At 44.2% G+C, this 15,108-nt stretch carries 17 protein-coding genes; 1 reads left to right on the plus strand and 16 read right to left on the minus strand.

Going from position 1 to position 15,108, the window contains the following annotated elements; all coding sequences use genetic code 11:
* Nucleotides 1-90: 90 nt before the first annotated feature.
* The 4 genes from L3V77_RS24815 to L3V77_RS24830 all read right to left on the minus strand — a co-directional run bounded on the left by L3V77_RS24815 (nucleotide 91) and on the right by L3V77_RS24830 (nucleotide 4,225).
* On the minus strand, nucleotides 91-1,407 hold the full coding sequence (locus L3V77_RS24815) for a flavodoxin domain-containing protein (RefSeq protein ID WP_275137482.1): 1,317 nt from the start codon (nucleotides 1,405-1,407) through the stop codon (nucleotides 91-93).
* A 140-nt stretch (nucleotides 1,408-1,547) separates the two neighbouring features.
* Complete coding sequence (locus L3V77_RS24820) at nucleotides 1,548-2,816, minus strand: FMN-binding protein (RefSeq protein ID WP_275137483.1); 1,269 nt, start codon at nucleotides 2,814-2,816, stop codon at nucleotides 1,548-1,550.
* A 296-nt stretch (nucleotides 2,817-3,112) separates the two neighbouring features.
* Entirely contained in the window at nucleotides 3,113-3,586 is a 474-nt protein-coding gene (locus L3V77_RS24825; protein WP_275137484.1) for an FKBP-type peptidyl-prolyl cis-trans isomerase, read from the minus strand.
* Nucleotides 3,587-3,598: 12 nt separating this feature from the next.
* Nucleotides 3,599-4,225 carry a thioredoxin domain-containing protein gene (locus tag L3V77_RS24830; protein ID WP_275137485.1) on the minus strand — a complete coding sequence of 209 codons (627 nt, stop codon included), beginning with the start codon at nucleotides 4,223-4,225 and terminating at the stop codon, nucleotides 3,599-3,601.
* 174 nt (nucleotides 4,226-4,399) lie between these two features.
* Here L3V77_RS24830 and L3V77_RS24835 point away from each other — a divergent pair, with 174 nt between their 5' ends.
* Entirely contained in the window at nucleotides 4,400-5,005 is a 606-nt protein-coding gene (locus L3V77_RS24835) for an OmpA family protein (RefSeq protein WP_275137486.1), read from the plus strand.
* A 48-nt stretch (nucleotides 5,006-5,053) separates the two neighbouring features.
* On the opposite strand, the gene L3V77_RS24840 is transcribed toward L3V77_RS24835, so the two are convergent.
* From L3V77_RS24840 to L3V77_RS24895, 12 genes are all read right to left on the minus strand, one after another.
* Nucleotides 5,054-5,530 (minus strand): CreA family protein, encoded by a 477-nt coding sequence (locus L3V77_RS24840; protein ID WP_275138248.1) that lies wholly within the window; start codon nucleotides 5,528-5,530, stop codon nucleotides 5,054-5,056.
* A gap of 390 nt (nucleotides 5,531-5,920) precedes the next feature.
* The gene (locus L3V77_RS24845; RefSeq protein ID WP_275137487.1) at nucleotides 5,921-6,442 is read right to left on the minus strand and encodes a hypothetical protein; all 522 of its coding nucleotides are present in this window, start codon (nucleotides 6,440-6,442) and stop codon (nucleotides 5,921-5,923) included.
* A complete protein-coding gene (locus L3V77_RS24850) occupies nucleotides 6,442-7,440 on the minus strand; it encodes a hypothetical protein (RefSeq protein ID WP_275137488.1) in 999 nt (332 codons plus the stop codon). The genes L3V77_RS24845 and L3V77_RS24850 overlap by 1 nt, the downstream gene beginning before the upstream one ends.
* Nucleotides 7,440-8,027, minus strand: coding sequence for a putative phage tail protein (locus tag L3V77_RS24855; RefSeq protein WP_275137489.1), 588 nt, complete (start codon nucleotides 8,025-8,027; stop codon nucleotides 7,440-7,442). Before L3V77_RS24855 ends, L3V77_RS24850 begins: the two co-directional genes overlap by 1 nt.
* The gene (locus L3V77_RS24860) at nucleotides 8,012-9,079 is read right to left on the minus strand and encodes a baseplate J/gp47 family protein (RefSeq protein ID WP_275137490.1); all 1,068 of its coding nucleotides are present in this window, start codon (nucleotides 9,077-9,079) and stop codon (nucleotides 8,012-8,014) included. The genes L3V77_RS24855 and L3V77_RS24860 overlap by 16 nt, the downstream gene beginning before the upstream one ends.
* The gene (locus L3V77_RS24865; protein ID WP_275137491.1) at nucleotides 9,069-9,524 is read right to left on the minus strand and encodes a phage GP46 family protein; all 456 of its coding nucleotides are present in this window, start codon (nucleotides 9,522-9,524) and stop codon (nucleotides 9,069-9,071) included. Before L3V77_RS24865 ends, L3V77_RS24860 begins: the two co-directional genes overlap by 11 nt.
* Nucleotides 9,525-9,526: 2 nt before the next feature.
* Complete coding sequence (locus tag L3V77_RS24870) at nucleotides 9,527-10,132, minus strand: phage baseplate assembly protein V (protein ID WP_275137492.1); 606 nt, start codon at nucleotides 10,130-10,132, stop codon at nucleotides 9,527-9,529.
* The gene (locus tag L3V77_RS24875; protein ID WP_275137493.1) at nucleotides 10,132-11,214 is read right to left on the minus strand and encodes a phage baseplate assembly protein; all 1,083 of its coding nucleotides are present in this window, start codon (nucleotides 11,212-11,214) and stop codon (nucleotides 10,132-10,134) included. The genes L3V77_RS24870 and L3V77_RS24875 overlap by 1 nt, the downstream gene beginning before the upstream one ends.
* Nucleotides 11,211-12,530, minus strand: a complete 1,320-nt coding sequence (locus tag L3V77_RS24880; RefSeq protein ID WP_275137494.1) for a DNA circularization N-terminal domain-containing protein — start codon at nucleotides 12,528-12,530, stop codon at nucleotides 11,211-11,213. Before L3V77_RS24880 ends, L3V77_RS24875 begins: the two co-directional genes overlap by 4 nt.
* Before the next feature lie 11 nt (nucleotides 12,531-12,541).
* The gene (locus L3V77_RS24885) at nucleotides 12,542-14,284 is read right to left on the minus strand and encodes a phage tail tape measure protein (protein WP_275137495.1); all 1,743 of its coding nucleotides are present in this window, start codon (nucleotides 14,282-14,284) and stop codon (nucleotides 12,542-12,544) included.
* A 125-nt stretch (nucleotides 14,285-14,409) separates the two neighbouring features.
* Nucleotides 14,410-14,754: a phage tail assembly protein gene (locus L3V77_RS24890; protein WP_069669256.1), complete on the minus strand. Its 345-nt coding sequence runs from the start codon at nucleotides 14,752-14,754 to the stop codon at nucleotides 14,410-14,412.
* Complete coding sequence (locus L3V77_RS24895) at nucleotides 14,754-15,107, minus strand: phage tail tube protein (protein ID WP_275137496.1); 354 nt, start codon at nucleotides 15,105-15,107, stop codon at nucleotides 14,754-14,756. Before L3V77_RS24895 ends, L3V77_RS24890 begins: the two co-directional genes overlap by 1 nt.
* Nucleotide 15,108 lies beyond the last annotated feature (1 nt).

The raw sequence follows: 15,108 nt of genomic DNA on the forward strand, positions 1-15,108 counted from the left end.
ATTATTTGAATCTAACGCAAGCAAGCCTTTATAGGTAAGCTTGCGTTAAGTTTTAACTATGCGATCTAGTTATTCGACCTACCAATGCCCTTAAAACAACTCGAATGTAATTTGGCCATCTTCCTGCATCGCCTTTAAGTAATTATCTACTTCTTCCTTGTCGACGTATCGCGTAGCGAGTGCGTGTTTGATCACCGTTGAAATTTCTGTTTTTAGTTCAGGTCTGCCACAAACGTACACTTGTGCGCCATCATCTAGTAACCAAGCAGCTAACTGTTTGTGGTGTTGATTTAACTTATCCTGTACATAAATTTTCTGCTTAGAATCTCGAGAAAATGCGGTATCAAGCTGCGTGATGACGTTTTCTGCGACGTATTGTATTAATTCCTGTTGATAGTAGAAATCCTTGTCAGCGTGCCTATTACCAAATACTAACCAGTTTTTTCCGGAATGAAGCTGCTGCCTTCTCTCCTCCAATAGGCTCATCATAGGTGCGATTCCCGCTCCCGTTGCAATTAAGATGGCCGGTATATCATCCTCTGGTAATGACATGCCTGCTCCGGGTCTAATCGTTGCTGACAGTTCGTGCCCTATAGGTAGATGTTCGGTTAAGTAATCTGAGCATAATCCATTTGTAAGTTTTCCATCTAACACAAATTGATGCTTTGTTACGCATAAAGAAATCTGATTAGGGTTTTCGGTAGGGGATGATGCGATAGAGTACAATCGCTCTTTAGCACTTCCTGGTGGCATAATGCCTACAAGGTCGTTAATTAAGTAAGGTTGTGTCACGTTGCCCTGAATGTCGAAACGTAGCTGAAAAGCGTGATTTTCGTTGTCGGCGTAAGTTGAGGTATGTAAGGGTCTTTTCTCTGCCAAAACTAATTTTATAGGTATGCTAACCGCTTTGGTTTGGTTAATGTCGATGTCATATTCTAGCTGTTGAGAGAGCCAGTTTTGCCACACTTCCATCGGGTTGCCATTGACCATGACAGGTTCTTCTTCTGTTACTAACCCCATACGAAGTAACTCGTTATGGAATAATTTTCCTGCTAGACAATAGTGGGAATAACTTTTGTCTCCAAGAGCCAATAAATCAACAGGTGTATCGAGATTAGGAAAATCTTTGAGTTGCTCATAAAATAGTATTCCGTCATCAGGGATGTCGCCCTCGCCACAAGTACTTACAATCAATAACACCTGTTTATAGCGTTTGAAATCGGCAGGTTGTAATGATGAAAGTGACCTGACGTCGGCGGTTCTTCCCAACCTGCGTATAATATCGCCGGATTGAGAAGCCAAATTAGCGGCGGTTCCCGTTTGGCTAGCATAACAAACGAGGATGTCTTGGTCCTCGTAAACAGGGCTAAAGAGGATGCTCATTAAAGCATGGGTTATTTTGTTCATATTAACGGCCAATCGCTCAAGTATAGTTCCTAATAAACGAGTCAAAAAGGAATGCAATGATAATCGCGCTGGTAACGAACAATAGCGCTGTAGAAGCCCATTGAGGTCCTTTGGTTCTTGTCTTGGGATGCAAAATTGGTTTACTCATCTCTTTGTTCTCGTCCTGTATGAGGGCAATCATATAACCTTTTGATTGCCTTACGTTTTATGAATCTTTTGATTTGGTAAACAAGGTTATTTCTTAAATTAACTAGTAAGGTTAGCATCTCTCCTGCAGGGCAGAAAAAACGACAAAACATGTCAGGGATAAAGAAGCACCCAACGATAACAGCAGGCATTATGAACCACTGAATACCATCACCTTGCAACGAAAATATCATCGAGAATGGTTCATATGCACCTGCACTAGGGTTTACGGTAACGAGACCAATCACTAAAGCGGCCCATAAGCCTACCTTCGGTATATAGCGACCATACTTCAGAACAATAGGCAGAATGGGGAAGTTAAGATTGCCAATTTTTTGTAATAGAAATTGGATAGCATGGAATGGGCAGATATGACCACAATAGATATTTCTTCCTAGAAGGATAACTGCGACGAAGACGCTCCCGAATAGAATCCAGAAACCGAGATTTTCACTGAGTGCGGGTACAAAACCTAACAATAACCCAGAGAAGTTAGCTACATTGAGTAGCTGATTGGTCATAAAGCCAATGACGATAATGCTACCCAAAATGTAAGTGAGTTTTAGCTTCTTACTGCCTATCCAAATATTGATGACTGACAGCGTAATGAGTAATGTAATTAAAACGTGATTAAGAGTGAGGTCGATTTCTTTTTGTAATGGTTTAGGGGATAAGGAAAAACTCAGTTTTGCGATGGTATGTGATGCCCTAGTATTGGCACGCATAATCGCGTTGGAGCTGAGGGTTGCCCCACTGACCGCATCCCAGTTTTTACCAGCAATGGGTAAATAATCGACAGGTTTTCGTTGGAACTGTCGTAAATATCCTGCATTTAAAAGCTTTTGGATATACGCAGGAGTGTCACTGTGGTTTAACAACTCTACTGTTTTGATTCTACCTTTTTTGGTAATGATAGACGCCAACGTTAGTGGTCCTCCGTAACTGTTATCCGTCGCGACAGACACATAATATTCCCCGCCATTGTGGTTCATCGAAAATAGTACTTCGCTACCGTTTATGGCTGAAATATTGGCGTTAGGATGCAGTCCTTGAATATCACTTTTCCAATCAGGCCGGTTATGCTCTTGACCCCAATACCAAGCAAAGATGAGTGTAATGAACGCGAGTAATCGAAACACCTTTCCATAATCTAGGCGCCATTTAATCGAGGATGTTGCCTTACTTTTACGACACGATTGCGATGAACAATCCTTACAATTCACGATAATGGCCCCTGAAAATAATAACGAAAATACAGTTGTTACTATCCACTTATGGCGAAATCGTGTCACTAGGAAAAATCATAGTAAATGTGAAAATAAAACAATAATGCGAAGCAAGGTAAACGGAAGCCTAGCGCCCTATTTAGACGTTATTATTCGTCCAAGATTAGATTGACTTTACCTAGTACCAAAAAAAAGCCCATTAACAAAGTAATGGGCTTTAAACGTTCAATCACGACCGTTTTTACGGAGTTTAACGACCAACGATTAGATACATTTCGTTTTTATACCAATAATTACTGTATTTCTAATAACTCAACATCAAATATCAGTACCGACGCTGGTGGGATAGGTCCGCTGCCGCTTTTTCCATAACCAAGGTTACTTGGTACAAATAGGCGAATTTTTTGCCCAACAACCATGGTTTGGACCCCTTCAGTCCAACCTTTTATGACTTGATTTAATCCAAATGAAATCGGTTCATTTCTATCAACCGAGCTATCGAAAACCGTACCGTCGATTAATGTACCGTGATAGTGCACTTTAACTTTGCTCGTGGCGGTTGGGTTCTCGGTACCTGTACCTTCCTGCAATACCTTGTATTGAAGTCCGCTATCGGTAGTAATGACACCTTCTTCTTTGGCATTATTCTCTAAAAATGTTTGCCCGATAGCCACGTTCGCGTCTGCGATTTTGTGATTATTCCACGTGCGATAGATGAAAAATGCGGCAAGAACAAGAATAACAATGGGAAAGATAATTTTAGACACAGGAGTTCCTTTTTATTCTGATTTCGAAAGTAGGTAGTTAATGGTGGCTGCAAGGTCTTTTATGTCGTCATGACCTTCTGTGATAAGCAAATATTTACCCTTTATGATAAAGCTTGGTACAGAGTTAATATCCGCCTTTTTAGAAACGTCGTCAGCAAATGTCATATGTTGTTCTAGCTCAGCCACGTGAGAGCTATCGAATCGATAAGGACTCACTAAACCGCGAGAGGCAAATACTTCCTCGATTCTTGCTTGCTTTTGTTCCATCGTACCTTCTTGTTGCTGTACTACTTCAAATAGTGCGGCAACCAATTCGTGCTCTGGCTGACCCTCCACTTGCATTACAGCAGCATAATAAAGCATGGCACTAACCTGAGCGCTTTCATTGAATGTAACGTGAACCTTTCCGACTTTCTGTTTGGTGAGTGATTCGATTTCTGGTATGGAGGCTTCCATATTTCGACAATGGCCACAGGTTAAAGAAAAGACCTCAGTAATAGGGGATAAGTTAAATTCGGATAAGTCGTTTGGCAGTGCGCTGTACTGTTTACCAATTTGAGGTGTATTTGAGTCGCTGCAGGCAGCAACAAAAAGGGTGAAGGTCACCAATAGAAACAGTCGAGCGAGTTTGTTTAGCATGTTATTAACCAATAAATGGAATATTGGGTTGATTCTACAGTCTGTAAACCGATGATTAAAGATACGGATAACAAATTTAGGTCAACTTTTAGAAATATTTTATTATGCTATAAAGATATTTAGGTTTAGGCCGATACAATTTTTGATTACATATGAATTTTCTTGGGTGGTGGTATGAGACTGATAGTCAGCTTGGTAATGGTCGTACTTAGTGGATGTGGAACGATGAGTGAGTTCTATATGCTGGATACGGCTCCACAGAATAGCTCCCAATTACGTCACCCAGAATGGGCAGAAAGCACATCTACTTCGCGTAATCAAAATGCGGATCAAAGTTCTTATGGGCAAAGAGAAAATGATGATATGAGTTCTGTGGCAAGATTTTTGTCTCTGCAAGGCATTCAGTATGAAGTGGTGTCTGGTGGCCATACCATGATCAAACTGAAGCAAAATATTAACTTTAAAACTGGATCTGCCTCATTATCCCCTGTGTCTCAAGATTGGCTGTCCAAACTTGGTGTGTTCTTATCAGGTTATTCAAATGTAGATATCGTCATAGACGGCCATACAGATAACACAGGTAAATTGTCAAATAATGAACGGTTATCTCAAAAAAGGGCGTCAGAGGTAAAGTCACAGTTGCTGCGTAGCGACCTACATTCAAATAATATATTTACTCGTGGTTATGGGGAATATATGCCAGCTTGCAATAATGGCACATCGACAGGTAAAGCATGTAATCGTCGAGTTGAGTTGACGTTGATAGTCGCAAATAAATAACAAAGTATTTCTTAAAAGGATTGGCGATCTGCCAATCCTTTCTTATTACTATTGAGCTTTCGAATCGAGTACCGGTGTGACATAAGCCGCTGTTCCCCAGAGCGGAACAGTAGAAAGGCTATGTTTGAAGCTGCCTGATGTTTCTTTGGTCGAGTATGAGAGATACATTAAGGTTTGGTTCTTTCCATCATAGATACGTCTGATTTTCATGTTTTTAAAGAATATGCTTTTGGATTTCTTTAAAACGACTTCACCAGATTTACTTTTGTCTATTTCGGCGATCATCTCTGAGGTGATATCTCCTGTTTGACGACAAGATATAGAGCTATCACTTGGGTCGGATAAGCTGAAGTCGGCTTCAATAGAAGCAATATGGCAGGTCACACCCGTAACCACAGGATCCGCCATATGGTCTAGTTTGATATCTTTCATAGTAAAAATACCAAGTGACACATCACCAACTTCGTTGTCTGAACAGCCGATCAGTAAGGTTGATATCCCTACCGCTAAGAGTACTTTCTTCATCATTATTCCTTAAAGCCAATTTATATTACAAGTCTATCATACGGTGGTCGGATATTAATCTGTTAAAGATTATGAAAGACAACTATCACGTCTAGCTACTTTTTGATAACAATCATGATCTGGATGCGATATCCTAAGAGCTAATTCTGACCCGATGTAACACTGATATCAGAGAAATCTGTGTCTAACAGCCCTCCAATTAATTAGATGTATATCAAATGATTTCACAAATAGAGCCAGTTGAGAAGAAACATCAGTGGTTAACAAGTCATGTCGATGTAGCGCGACTTGCGATTTGAACAACAAAGCCTAGAAAATTGAGCAGCGATAGAAATGCTCAATATGTTAGGCTTTGTTGTTCTTAGGTTATGTACTCAACGAGAGATGATTCTAACTATTTAATTCCCACGCGATCAACTCAAGCTTTTTACGGTTTTCGGGCGTGTCTTCTACTATAGCATTGACACGCTCTTTCAAATCCGAAAAGTAATTGCGAACTACTTCAATGTGTTTAGTCATATCAACGCGAACTTGGGTGCATTGTTCTGGTGTGTGCAGCTCAGGTACTGCCGAGGCTTTATCATCAACATAAGTGTCGATACTATGATTGTTGGTGCCGACCACATAACCGTTAATATTTAACTGATCGACTATCCGGCATCGATAGAGCCTTGAAACACCGAGTGCTGACGAATTAAATATAGACTGGAGGATAGTTGACTCGCACGCTGCTGATAATGCAGTGAGCTTCTCAGCCTTCAGAACATCAAGCGGAAAGCCTTTTAATTCTCCATCTAAACAAATTTGGCCTATTTCAACCTCTGCAAACTCGAATGAATTACCGACTAAAGCGTTAGTAAATCCAATCTCATTAACAGCAATGACTCGATTATCAACTACTAATGCAAACATTACACAACCCCTTCTTTTACGTATCCGATCACTTGTCTGACTGAATCGTTAGCCGCTCTAACTACTGAAAATGTATTTAGACCAGTAGCGTTGACTCTTGAGTTTTGTCCTGATTCGGAAACGTACTCAGTGTACCAAGATGTTGGTGAATTTTTTATTGCATCTTCACTTACCCAAATTGCCGCCCCAACAGCTTCACTTTCAATGTCATTTGCCGCATGAATAGTGACTATAAATACATAGTCTGACCAAGGTCTTCCGGCTGCATTTGAAAATGAACCGGAAGTATAAATTCCAAGTGGCAATATTGTCTCATAATTACCAATTAGGCCGCTATTAGATTGAGTTACAACCGTGGCTTCTTGCGTTGACACTTCATCCCCAACTCTCTGCCAAATCCCTTCAACTTCACTTGAACCGGGGAACTCGTGCGAGCCTGATTGTAGTAAATCTACCTCAATGTGCGTTCTACCCGCTATTACCCCCAACGTTACACCTGTCATGTCTTGGGAGTTATTAAGTCGCTTAACACCAAAATAATCATCGGGAAACTCGCCATCAATGGTTCTGCGGTAAGTCCCCGTTCCTGATAGCGCTTTATCCGTTTTAGTAATGACACATTCTGTCACTGCCAGCCAACCTGCCGCAATTTCTTCTCCCGCGGGGTAAGTGTACTCGCTCGCACTTGGCACTGGATGACCGTTTTTACCAATTACATTAGCGTTCTGATTGGGAAGTAGGCGGTTTTGAGCAAGAGCATTAGCTTGGCTAATACCTTTAATCGCTTTAGTCATATGATCAAACTTATTTGGGTCAAAAGCCACACCACTTGCAGAAAGCGCCGTCTGAAACTCACGAATCACTGCATTAAACCAATCTTGCCCTGGATAGCTTGGTGCGCCACTATCGTTGCTCTCACTGAAGTATCCAGCCGTACCGACTCTTGGCTTGGGCGCGGGTACGTTCTCGACCTGAGAGCCATTATTTAAGGGATGCATTACACGCTCTCCTCATAGATGAATTCATAGTACTTACCGCCCAACTTGAACTGGTTTAGCGTACATTCCAGAATAGCGGCGGTTTGAGATACTAACGGGGTTAAACAATCGTCTAGGCACGTTGCGTAAGCTTGTGTAATGCCTTTGACGCGAATACGTAATAAGTGGCGGTACTTCTCTTCATAAAGCGGATAAGTACAACCACGTAAACAGTGGTGAGGGAAGATTTCTTCAACCTCGATATCAAACCCTAAATCAGCACCAAGCTTGTCGATGTTCCATGCTTGTAAACCACCTTTACGGTGATACTTTTCAACCACAGCTGCACGGCGTGATTCAAACGTTTGGTTTTGAACTTGGCACTCTGGAAGCCCTAGATACTCTTCCCATTCGTCTAGTAATTGCTGAGTGGTTTCAGGGCGCATTTCTAACAGTAAACTGTCTGCGCTAACTTCTACCGATTCAAGCCTTGGTGCATAGCCTGCCGCGTATTTATGAAGGTCTAGAGATGCTGAACGCTGCCACAAGATACCTCGTGGCATTTGCGCCATGATTGAGTTTGTCCATTGCTCTACAGAGTGGCCCATGTGATCACTCCAAGCTCATGTAACTCATTCGATGCAGCAGGAACGTCAGCATTAAGATCTAGCGAATAGTCTTCAATACCTGGTACTGAACCAATAGCGGTGCGCACAGCACTTACAAGCAAGGTACTAGCAGGGCTTAGCGTTTTAAAATAGCTGTTGATACTGGTCTGCACACTGGCGCGAAGCTCTGTGTTATCTGGGGTGATATTGATGTCTAAATCCGTCACTTTCAGCGTTAACAAAATCGGCACTGGCTCGATGCCACCAGGACGACCAACGTCACTACCTGTTGCTGGGTCTTTATGGCGATAAATATAATCAGACATCGCTTGTTGGTCGGTGACATTAGGCAGAATATCGGTACGGCCATCGAAGACAAACGCATAACCAACCGTTGAGCCGCCTTGATAGGCATCGATAGCCCAAGCACGAGTAACCCCTGCCACTTCACGGCACCATGCCACGTAGTCATGCACCGCGCCGCCCATTGGTGGGTTACGCTTACGAAACAGTAAACGCTCAAGCACTTCAGCAACGGATTCTATTTCCGCACCACCTGAAATTTCACCCGTCACACCATTAGGTTGAATGCCTGGTACGGTTGAGACCAATGTCAGCGTTTCACCTGCCGCGAGATTACCCGCTGCGCCTGATTCTTCCGCTTCTACTTCCACTAAAACGCTGCCACTGTCTGGCGCATTAGATAGCGTCACTCGATATAAGCGGCCATCAGAATGCGTCATCACAGTACCAACGGGAATAGGCACACTACCTGTAAAAGTAACGGGGCCAGCGGCATTCGTTGCAAGCTTTTGAATCACGCCTTCATAGCGCGCTGCATCGATGATGGTCTGGTCTTCAGATTCAGTAGAAGGGATGATTTGACGCACAATCCAAGATTGGTAATCGTAGAGATCACGAACGCTGCCACTCACAGAAGAGTTAAGCGCTTGCTCAATGCCAAACTTAGGTAAAACCTCATCTAACGAGGCTTCAATATCGATTAAACCGTTTTCAATAAGCTGGCGTAGCGTAGGAACGTTAAACGGCACGTTGCGCCTCCCATCGTTTCATAACGGTCAGTGAGATGACTTCGTTGTCTGGTTTGGTGATATTGATAGACAAGGCAAGGGTTTGAAAACGAGGAATAGAGCCAACTACAGACACGCTTTTTGCCATCTGGCCATCACCGCTATCAACCAACATCCAAGCCAGTGCATCCTCTGCGTATTTCACCGCACGGTTGCGCACATCGGTAGTCAGTTTTTCACGGTAAAGCAGCCAAAGTTTAGAGCCCCATGGTGCATCGTAAAACGTGTCACCAGGCCAGCCTCTAAAGTCGTTTGAATCGTCGGGTAAGCGGTCTGAAGTATCGGCGCGTGCATCGGTAAACAACGAGATCAAAACGAGGGCTGAAACTGTGACATCTGCGACACTTCCGCCCTCGATAATGATTCCTGTGTTTTTCATCATGTCGAACACGATGCTCACGCTCATAGTTAACCCACTGGTACTGAAGTATTCCTGTTCTCTGCATCTTTGTGGAAGTGGCCAAGGTAGCTAAAGCCGCCTGCGGTAAAATCTAAACCGCTAACAACGCTGGCAGAAGTAATGCCGCCAGTAGCAAAAATACCAAGGTCTGTAGATATCCCACCTGTCACATGCAAAGGGCCTTGAATCAATGTTTCAGGGGAAATAATAGTGAAGGAATTAGAGGCTTCAAAAATAACGTCGGTTGCTGTAACAACCACCTTGCCATCTTTGGTTAAGCGGATTTTATGACCTTCCAAATGGTAGAGGAAAACGTCACCGCTTTCACCCTTTGGACGATATTTTTTATCTTCGACGGCCACAGCAACCAAGTTACCTAGGTTGCCACCGATAGCCGCAAGAATAGCTTCAGAGCCTATAGGTGGGAACGAACTGCAACCGTAGTTTTGAAAGCGCTCGATGTCATCAACAGATTCATCCGCGTGCATCTTAAGCTGTAAGTTTTGGCGCTGTAAATCTTCAACCACACCAGATACCACCGCGCGAGTAATGGCACCTGTAATGCGGCGTTTAATAGGGGCAAGCAATCGCTCAATATAACGCTGAGTTACCATTATCCAATACCTACTTTCGTTTGCTGTTCAATTTCAGCAGGGATGTCAAATGCTTCTGGTTTCACCACACTCACCACAGCCAGACGACCTGAATCATCTTCGCTAAACATGATCGAGGCAATCAGCATCTCTTCATCCAAACCTACAATCTCATCTTGAACTGGCACTATCGTATTGAAGTTCCATAGCTTGCCCGTTTGAGGAATTCGCCACCCTGTCACCGTGTACTCAGCGCCATTAGAGGTAGCAATGCTACGCTGGCGCTCCCACTGGCCGCGCTTGGCTGCACCTTCCGCAGTGGTGATTTCTTCGTTGATAATAATCATTGGACGATAGCGGTTAATATCTGCATCTTTAACTTCGGCTTTGATTCCAACAACATTAGAAGGTTCAGCGCCATCCCAGCGTTCAAACGAAGGCCCGACAGCCTTAACCGTAAAGCTACTAAAACGCTGACGCCAGCTGAAGCGCCCACGCGCAGCTTTCACATTCTCACCAAGAATTAAAGACACACCCGCACGCTCTGTACTTCTACGCACGATCACAAGATTGCCAAACGTGTCACTGGTTAGCAGCACACCACGCTGACGCGCTAGACGAGCAAGCAGCTCATGCGGCGTTTCACCTTGCTCGATTTGAATACGAGGGAACGCCGCGCCCACATCGGTATTCACGATCACTTTGATACCGAAAGGCTTACACACCACGTTAGCAATCTGAGTTAACGTTTGATTCTTGAACTGCCCTGAAGGGTAGTCAATCGAGCAATCCACTAGGTCAGAGGTTTTGTCTCGGCCACTCACCGATATCATCACCTGGTTTGCATCGTAGCTAGGCACCCAATCATCCACATAGCCTGTAATCACGCGCTCACCACCAATTTCAATCACACAAGGCTGACCTTGCTGAATCGGCTCCATGAAGGCTTTGTATTTATCGTCAGAGCCTTGCCACTTCCAAGTCAGTTCTAAATCAAATGAACCAGACATCGCATTGATTGAGCGAGTCACGCTGACCTTAGTCCAGCCACCGTAAACATTACCGCCAGCTTTCAATACAATTTCATCTAACTGCGTTGTCATGAGCTAATCACCTCAATGGAATCTGAAGGCAAGATAAAAGATGGATTAGACAGACCATTACGACGCACTATGCTCTGGCGCGTTTCAGTGTCGCCGTTCTCTTGCCATGCCACCAAAGAAACAGGCACCGTACTGGTGGGCGTATAAATACTTAACTGAGGCAAAAGCTCGGCTCTTGCTCTAGTATCCGCCAAAACCGCTTGACGCAGCACCCGAAACTGACGCCACACCGCAGAGTCACCAAGCTCAACGGCATTCGCAGAAAGCTCCGCTAACTCATTGGCAATGTCATACCCAATCTTCTTGTACTGCTCACCTGTTAATACGGCTTTACGGTCAGCACCTGAAAGACTATTAATCGACTCATCGGTATCAATCAAATCAACACCAATATCGGCATCACCCATTGCTGAAGCCTTAGAAACCGTCGTGGAATTCATAATCAAACGCTTGTACGCATCGGCATTATTTAGCACGGCTTGTTGCTTCACTGGGTTAGCCACGCTAGGCACCGAACTTGCGAAGCCATCAGCACTATCGATGTTACGGCTTAAACCACCAGTCACAGCCAGTTCAGCACGCATACCATCCCAACGGTTTTGCACGTTCTGGTAAACATCGAGGGCGCGAATAGGGTCAGTGACCACGCCTTTCACGTCTTCCAACAGGCCCATAGTTTCACGCGCTAACTCACCAGGGTAGGCCAATAGGTTGCCAATGGAATCTTTGGTGCGCATAAGGCGATCTGTCCACTCACGTAGCTCACTAGGTAGTGATGGCAAACCACGAGTGAATTCATCTAAGTCATCTAAGAACTGATCAACCATATCGCCCACACCTTCCGTGGCCGTCTCATCAAATTCTTTTTCAAAGGCATCATTAGCCGCATCTTGTGACTTGGTTGATTCACCTTGCACCTGGCTTGCGGTATCGCGCTTTGAATTCGGGAATAGGTTTTCACCTTGCTCAAACACCTCAAAGCTAAACGTGGCTAAGCCGTCTGTTTTATTGACTAACTTAAAGCTGCCTTTACCAACCTGAACTTTACGAACGCCAAACCAAGGGTGAATCAGTTCACATGGCCCTGGTGTATTAATCGCTTCAATGATTTGCTGTAGCTTCTCAAAGTAGCCATCACCCACAGTGCGGCCATTAATCATTTCTTGTTGAAGCACTTTACCGTTATCTTCGGTATAGCCTTGTTCACGCTTAGGGTAAGCATGAGGGATAGCACGGCGACCAAAGTCACCACTTGCATCATCTAGGAAAAATTCAACACCACGAATAGAGGCGGTTAAACGATCTTCAAATGCCATTTAAAGCCCCTTTAATTTGCGCCCGTATCTGGGTCGATTTGAATAGTTGGTGAAGAGGAAGTGACCTTTGTTGTGATTCGGTCATCACTGACTGAAACATCTACGTTTATATTTCCTCCCGTGTTTGAAGACAAATATGGATTGTTGACCGTCCCTTCATTACTTGAACTCGACGAAAACCAACTTTTGAAGTCGTCTACCACATCCATCAATCCAGCCGAAACAGGGAAACCTTCAGGCAGTTGACTTCTATCAACTTCAGATTGGCGACGAACATTAATAGGAGAGAAGTCAGGAATGATAGAAAGTCCATAACCTACAGTGGTCGCAGCTGCTAAATTAGAAAGGCTCATAAACCTAGACTTAGATGGCTTACCTCCTTTAGGGCTTTTCCCATCAGGAAGATCACCACCTAGACCACTCATGCCACCACCTGGCATGTTTACAACAAACACAGGCATCGCGCCTAAATCTTGAAACCCACCTTTACCGCCTGCACCAGGAACGCCACCTTTACCAAATACGGTCTTAACCGAAGCAGCAATGTCTAATCCTTTTTTAGCCGCAACCAAACCACCGACAACCCATAGTGCAGTCTCACCCCACTTCAACCAGTTTTGAATGGTTTCATCATCAACACTGTTAATAGCATCAGCGAGTTCTTGAATTGGTTCAGCCAGCCTTTGATTGGCAAATTTATTGAATGAGTTATTCAGAGAGGTCATTGCACTATTTAACGTGGCGGCATTCTTAGCAGCCGCTTCTTGCGTTGCACCTAGCTCACCAGTACCTGAAGTCATTTGTAGAAGAAGGTCTTTGTTCTCTTGAGAATAAATAGAAGACAGACCTTGCAATGAAGTCTGGTCGAATACATCGCCCAACTTTAGCGGGTCATTTTTTGCCGCATCTAACACTTCAAGCAGTAGTTCTACTGGCTCTCGCAATTCTTTAGTGCCTTCTTTAAATACAGCGATGCCTTGTTTGTCTAGAAACTCAACTTTCTTTTTGTCTGAGAAAGTGGCGAACACGGCTTGAATAGAGGTTAGTGATTCGTTGGCGTTACCTTTTGCCTTTGCAAACAACTGAACAAGGGCAGACATTTGTGTAATCGCTTCAGGGCCTTTGGCTTGATAGGTAGCAAAAAGCTGCTCTGATATCCCTGCCAAATCCTTAACGCTCACACTACCAATGGCGAACTGGCCGTACAGTTCATCAATGGTTTTCATTACAGCTTCTGAATCACGAATGCCTTTCTCTCGGAACTGAGCAAACAACGCACCTGTCGATTCAGCATCAGCGCCAAAGGCTTGCATGAACACACCCATGTTCTCTAGGTTGTCCATTACGAATTCAAGATCACCTGTCTTGCCAAGTAAGGTATCAACGCCTGTCGCGAGAGTCGTTGTATCGATACGAATATCAGCTTGAGTAGAAAAGTCTTCAATGGATTGGGTTAGTACATCCACTTGGTCGCTAGACAGCTTGGCATTGGTGCCAATACGAACCATCTGAGCATCAAACGCTGCTACATTACGAACCGTAGCGCCTGTAGCAAAGGTTGCCGCCATACCAACATAGCGATTACCTAAAGCGTCGATACCCCGACCAGCTGCGGCGGTCGAGGTTTTAACGAGTGTCATGGCTTTTTGGTTTTTCTTGGCGAACTCACCCATCGAATTACCATACTGACGCGCCTTAGCCGCTAGGTTGCCTGCAAGGTTTAAGACAATATCGGTTTCAAGTTTCTGTGCCATTGGATTGTTCTCTTAGTTTTCGATAGGTTTTGAGTAGTCGCCGCAAAGGCATGGCAGTGGTGACGCTTAACGGAATTCTTGAACACATCGCAAGTTGCAAGTTTTCACAGACTTCCGGTAGCGCCTTAAGATCGCCCCCTGTTTTCGAGCTCCTTGGTAATCAGCTCATCAAGCTCACTTGCTTTTTCTTGCAGCAGCTTAAAGTCGTCCTGGTGCAGCTTTCTTAACTCCTTGATAGAGATAGGCCCCTGAACACTGCCAATGTACTCAACCTGACGAACAAGAAGCTCAATGCCATAAAGCACATCAGAGGTGTACGCCATGGCCACGCCATCATTCACGATCACTTTCTCTGCCGCTAACTGCGCATCGATGTAATCACCAGAGCTTAACTCTCTTAGACCAACTTCATGGTGGACGGCTTCGCCCACCTTGAAACCATGATCCAATGCAAAGGTCATGATAGCCATTAAACTTTCTCCGCTGGGTTTCCTGTGAACGTACCTGTAATCTCACCAGAATCACTCAACACAAATGGCTCTTGTGGTGATGCACCCGTAATCATGTAGTCAACACCGTTATCGCCTTCGTAAGTTAAGGTGGCATTTGTCATAGCATTAATCTCCACAACATCGACATCTTCGTCTGCCGCAATCACTACAGATAGTGTTGATGGAACGAAGTCTTGAGAGAAACCCCAAATTCTCTTTGGCCCATTATGAGCCGTATTTGTTACTCCACCTGGGTTCAAAGTAGAACCCTTCTTTGTTTTAAGCTGTTTGCTGTTAGCACGAACAACAACTTGACCAAGGATTTGTCCCATG

Origin of the sequence: Vibrio sp. DW001, from assembly GCF_029016285.1 — a bacterium.
Taxonomy (GTDB): domain Bacteria; phylum Pseudomonadota; class Gammaproteobacteria; order Enterobacterales; family Vibrionaceae; genus Vibrio.

Bases quoted from the DNA above. Each gene is read 5' to 3' on its own strand.
- L3V77_RS24815 (WP_275137482.1), bottom strand. From the start codon at position 1,407: ATGAACAAAATAACCCATGCTTTAATGAGCATCCTCTTTAGCCCTGTT.
- L3V77_RS24830 (WP_275137485.1), bottom strand. From the start codon at position 4,225: ATGCTAAACAAACTCGCTCGACTGTTTCTATTGGTGACCTTCACCCTT.
- L3V77_RS24835 (WP_275137486.1), top strand. From the start codon at position 4,400: ATGAGACTGATAGTCAGCTTGGTAATGGTCGTACTTAGTGGATGTGGA.
- L3V77_RS24840 (WP_275138248.1), bottom strand. From the start codon at position 5,530: ATGAAGAAAGTACTCTTAGCGGTAGGGATATCAACCTTACTGATCGGC.
- L3V77_RS24845 (WP_275137487.1), bottom strand. From the start codon at position 6,442: ATGTTTGCATTAGTAGTTGATAATCGAGTCATTGCTGTTAATGAGATT.
- L3V77_RS24850 (WP_275137488.1), bottom strand. From the start codon at position 7,440: ATGCATCCCTTAAATAATGGCTCTCAGGTCGAGAACGTACCCGCGCCC.
- L3V77_RS24855 (WP_275137489.1), bottom strand. From the start codon at position 8,027: ATGGGCCACTCTGTAGAGCAATGGACAAACTCAATCATGGCGCAAATG.
- L3V77_RS24865 (WP_275137491.1), bottom strand. From the start codon at position 9,524: ATGAGCGTGAGCATCGTGTTCGACATGATGAAAAACACAGGAATCATT.
- L3V77_RS24870 (WP_275137492.1), bottom strand. From the start codon at position 10,132: ATGGTAACTCAGCGTTATATTGAGCGATTGCTTGCCCCTATTAAACGC.
- L3V77_RS24875 (WP_275137493.1), bottom strand. From the start codon at position 11,214: ATGACAACGCAGTTAGATGAAATTGTATTGAAAGCTGGCGGTAATGTT.
- L3V77_RS24880 (WP_275137494.1), bottom strand. From the start codon at position 12,530: ATGGCATTTGAAGATCGTTTAACCGCCTCTATTCGTGGTGTTGAATTT.
- L3V77_RS24885 (WP_275137495.1), bottom strand. From the start codon at position 14,284: ATGGCACAGAAACTTGAAACCGATATTGTCTTAAACCTTGCAGGCAAC.
- L3V77_RS24890 (WP_069669256.1), bottom strand. From the start codon at position 14,754: ATGGCTATCATGACCTTTGCATTGGATCATGGTTTCAAGGTGGGCGAA.
- L3V77_RS24895 (WP_275137496.1), bottom strand. From the start codon at position 15,107: ATGGGACAAATCCTTGGTCAAGTTGTTGTTCGTGCTAACAGCAAACAG.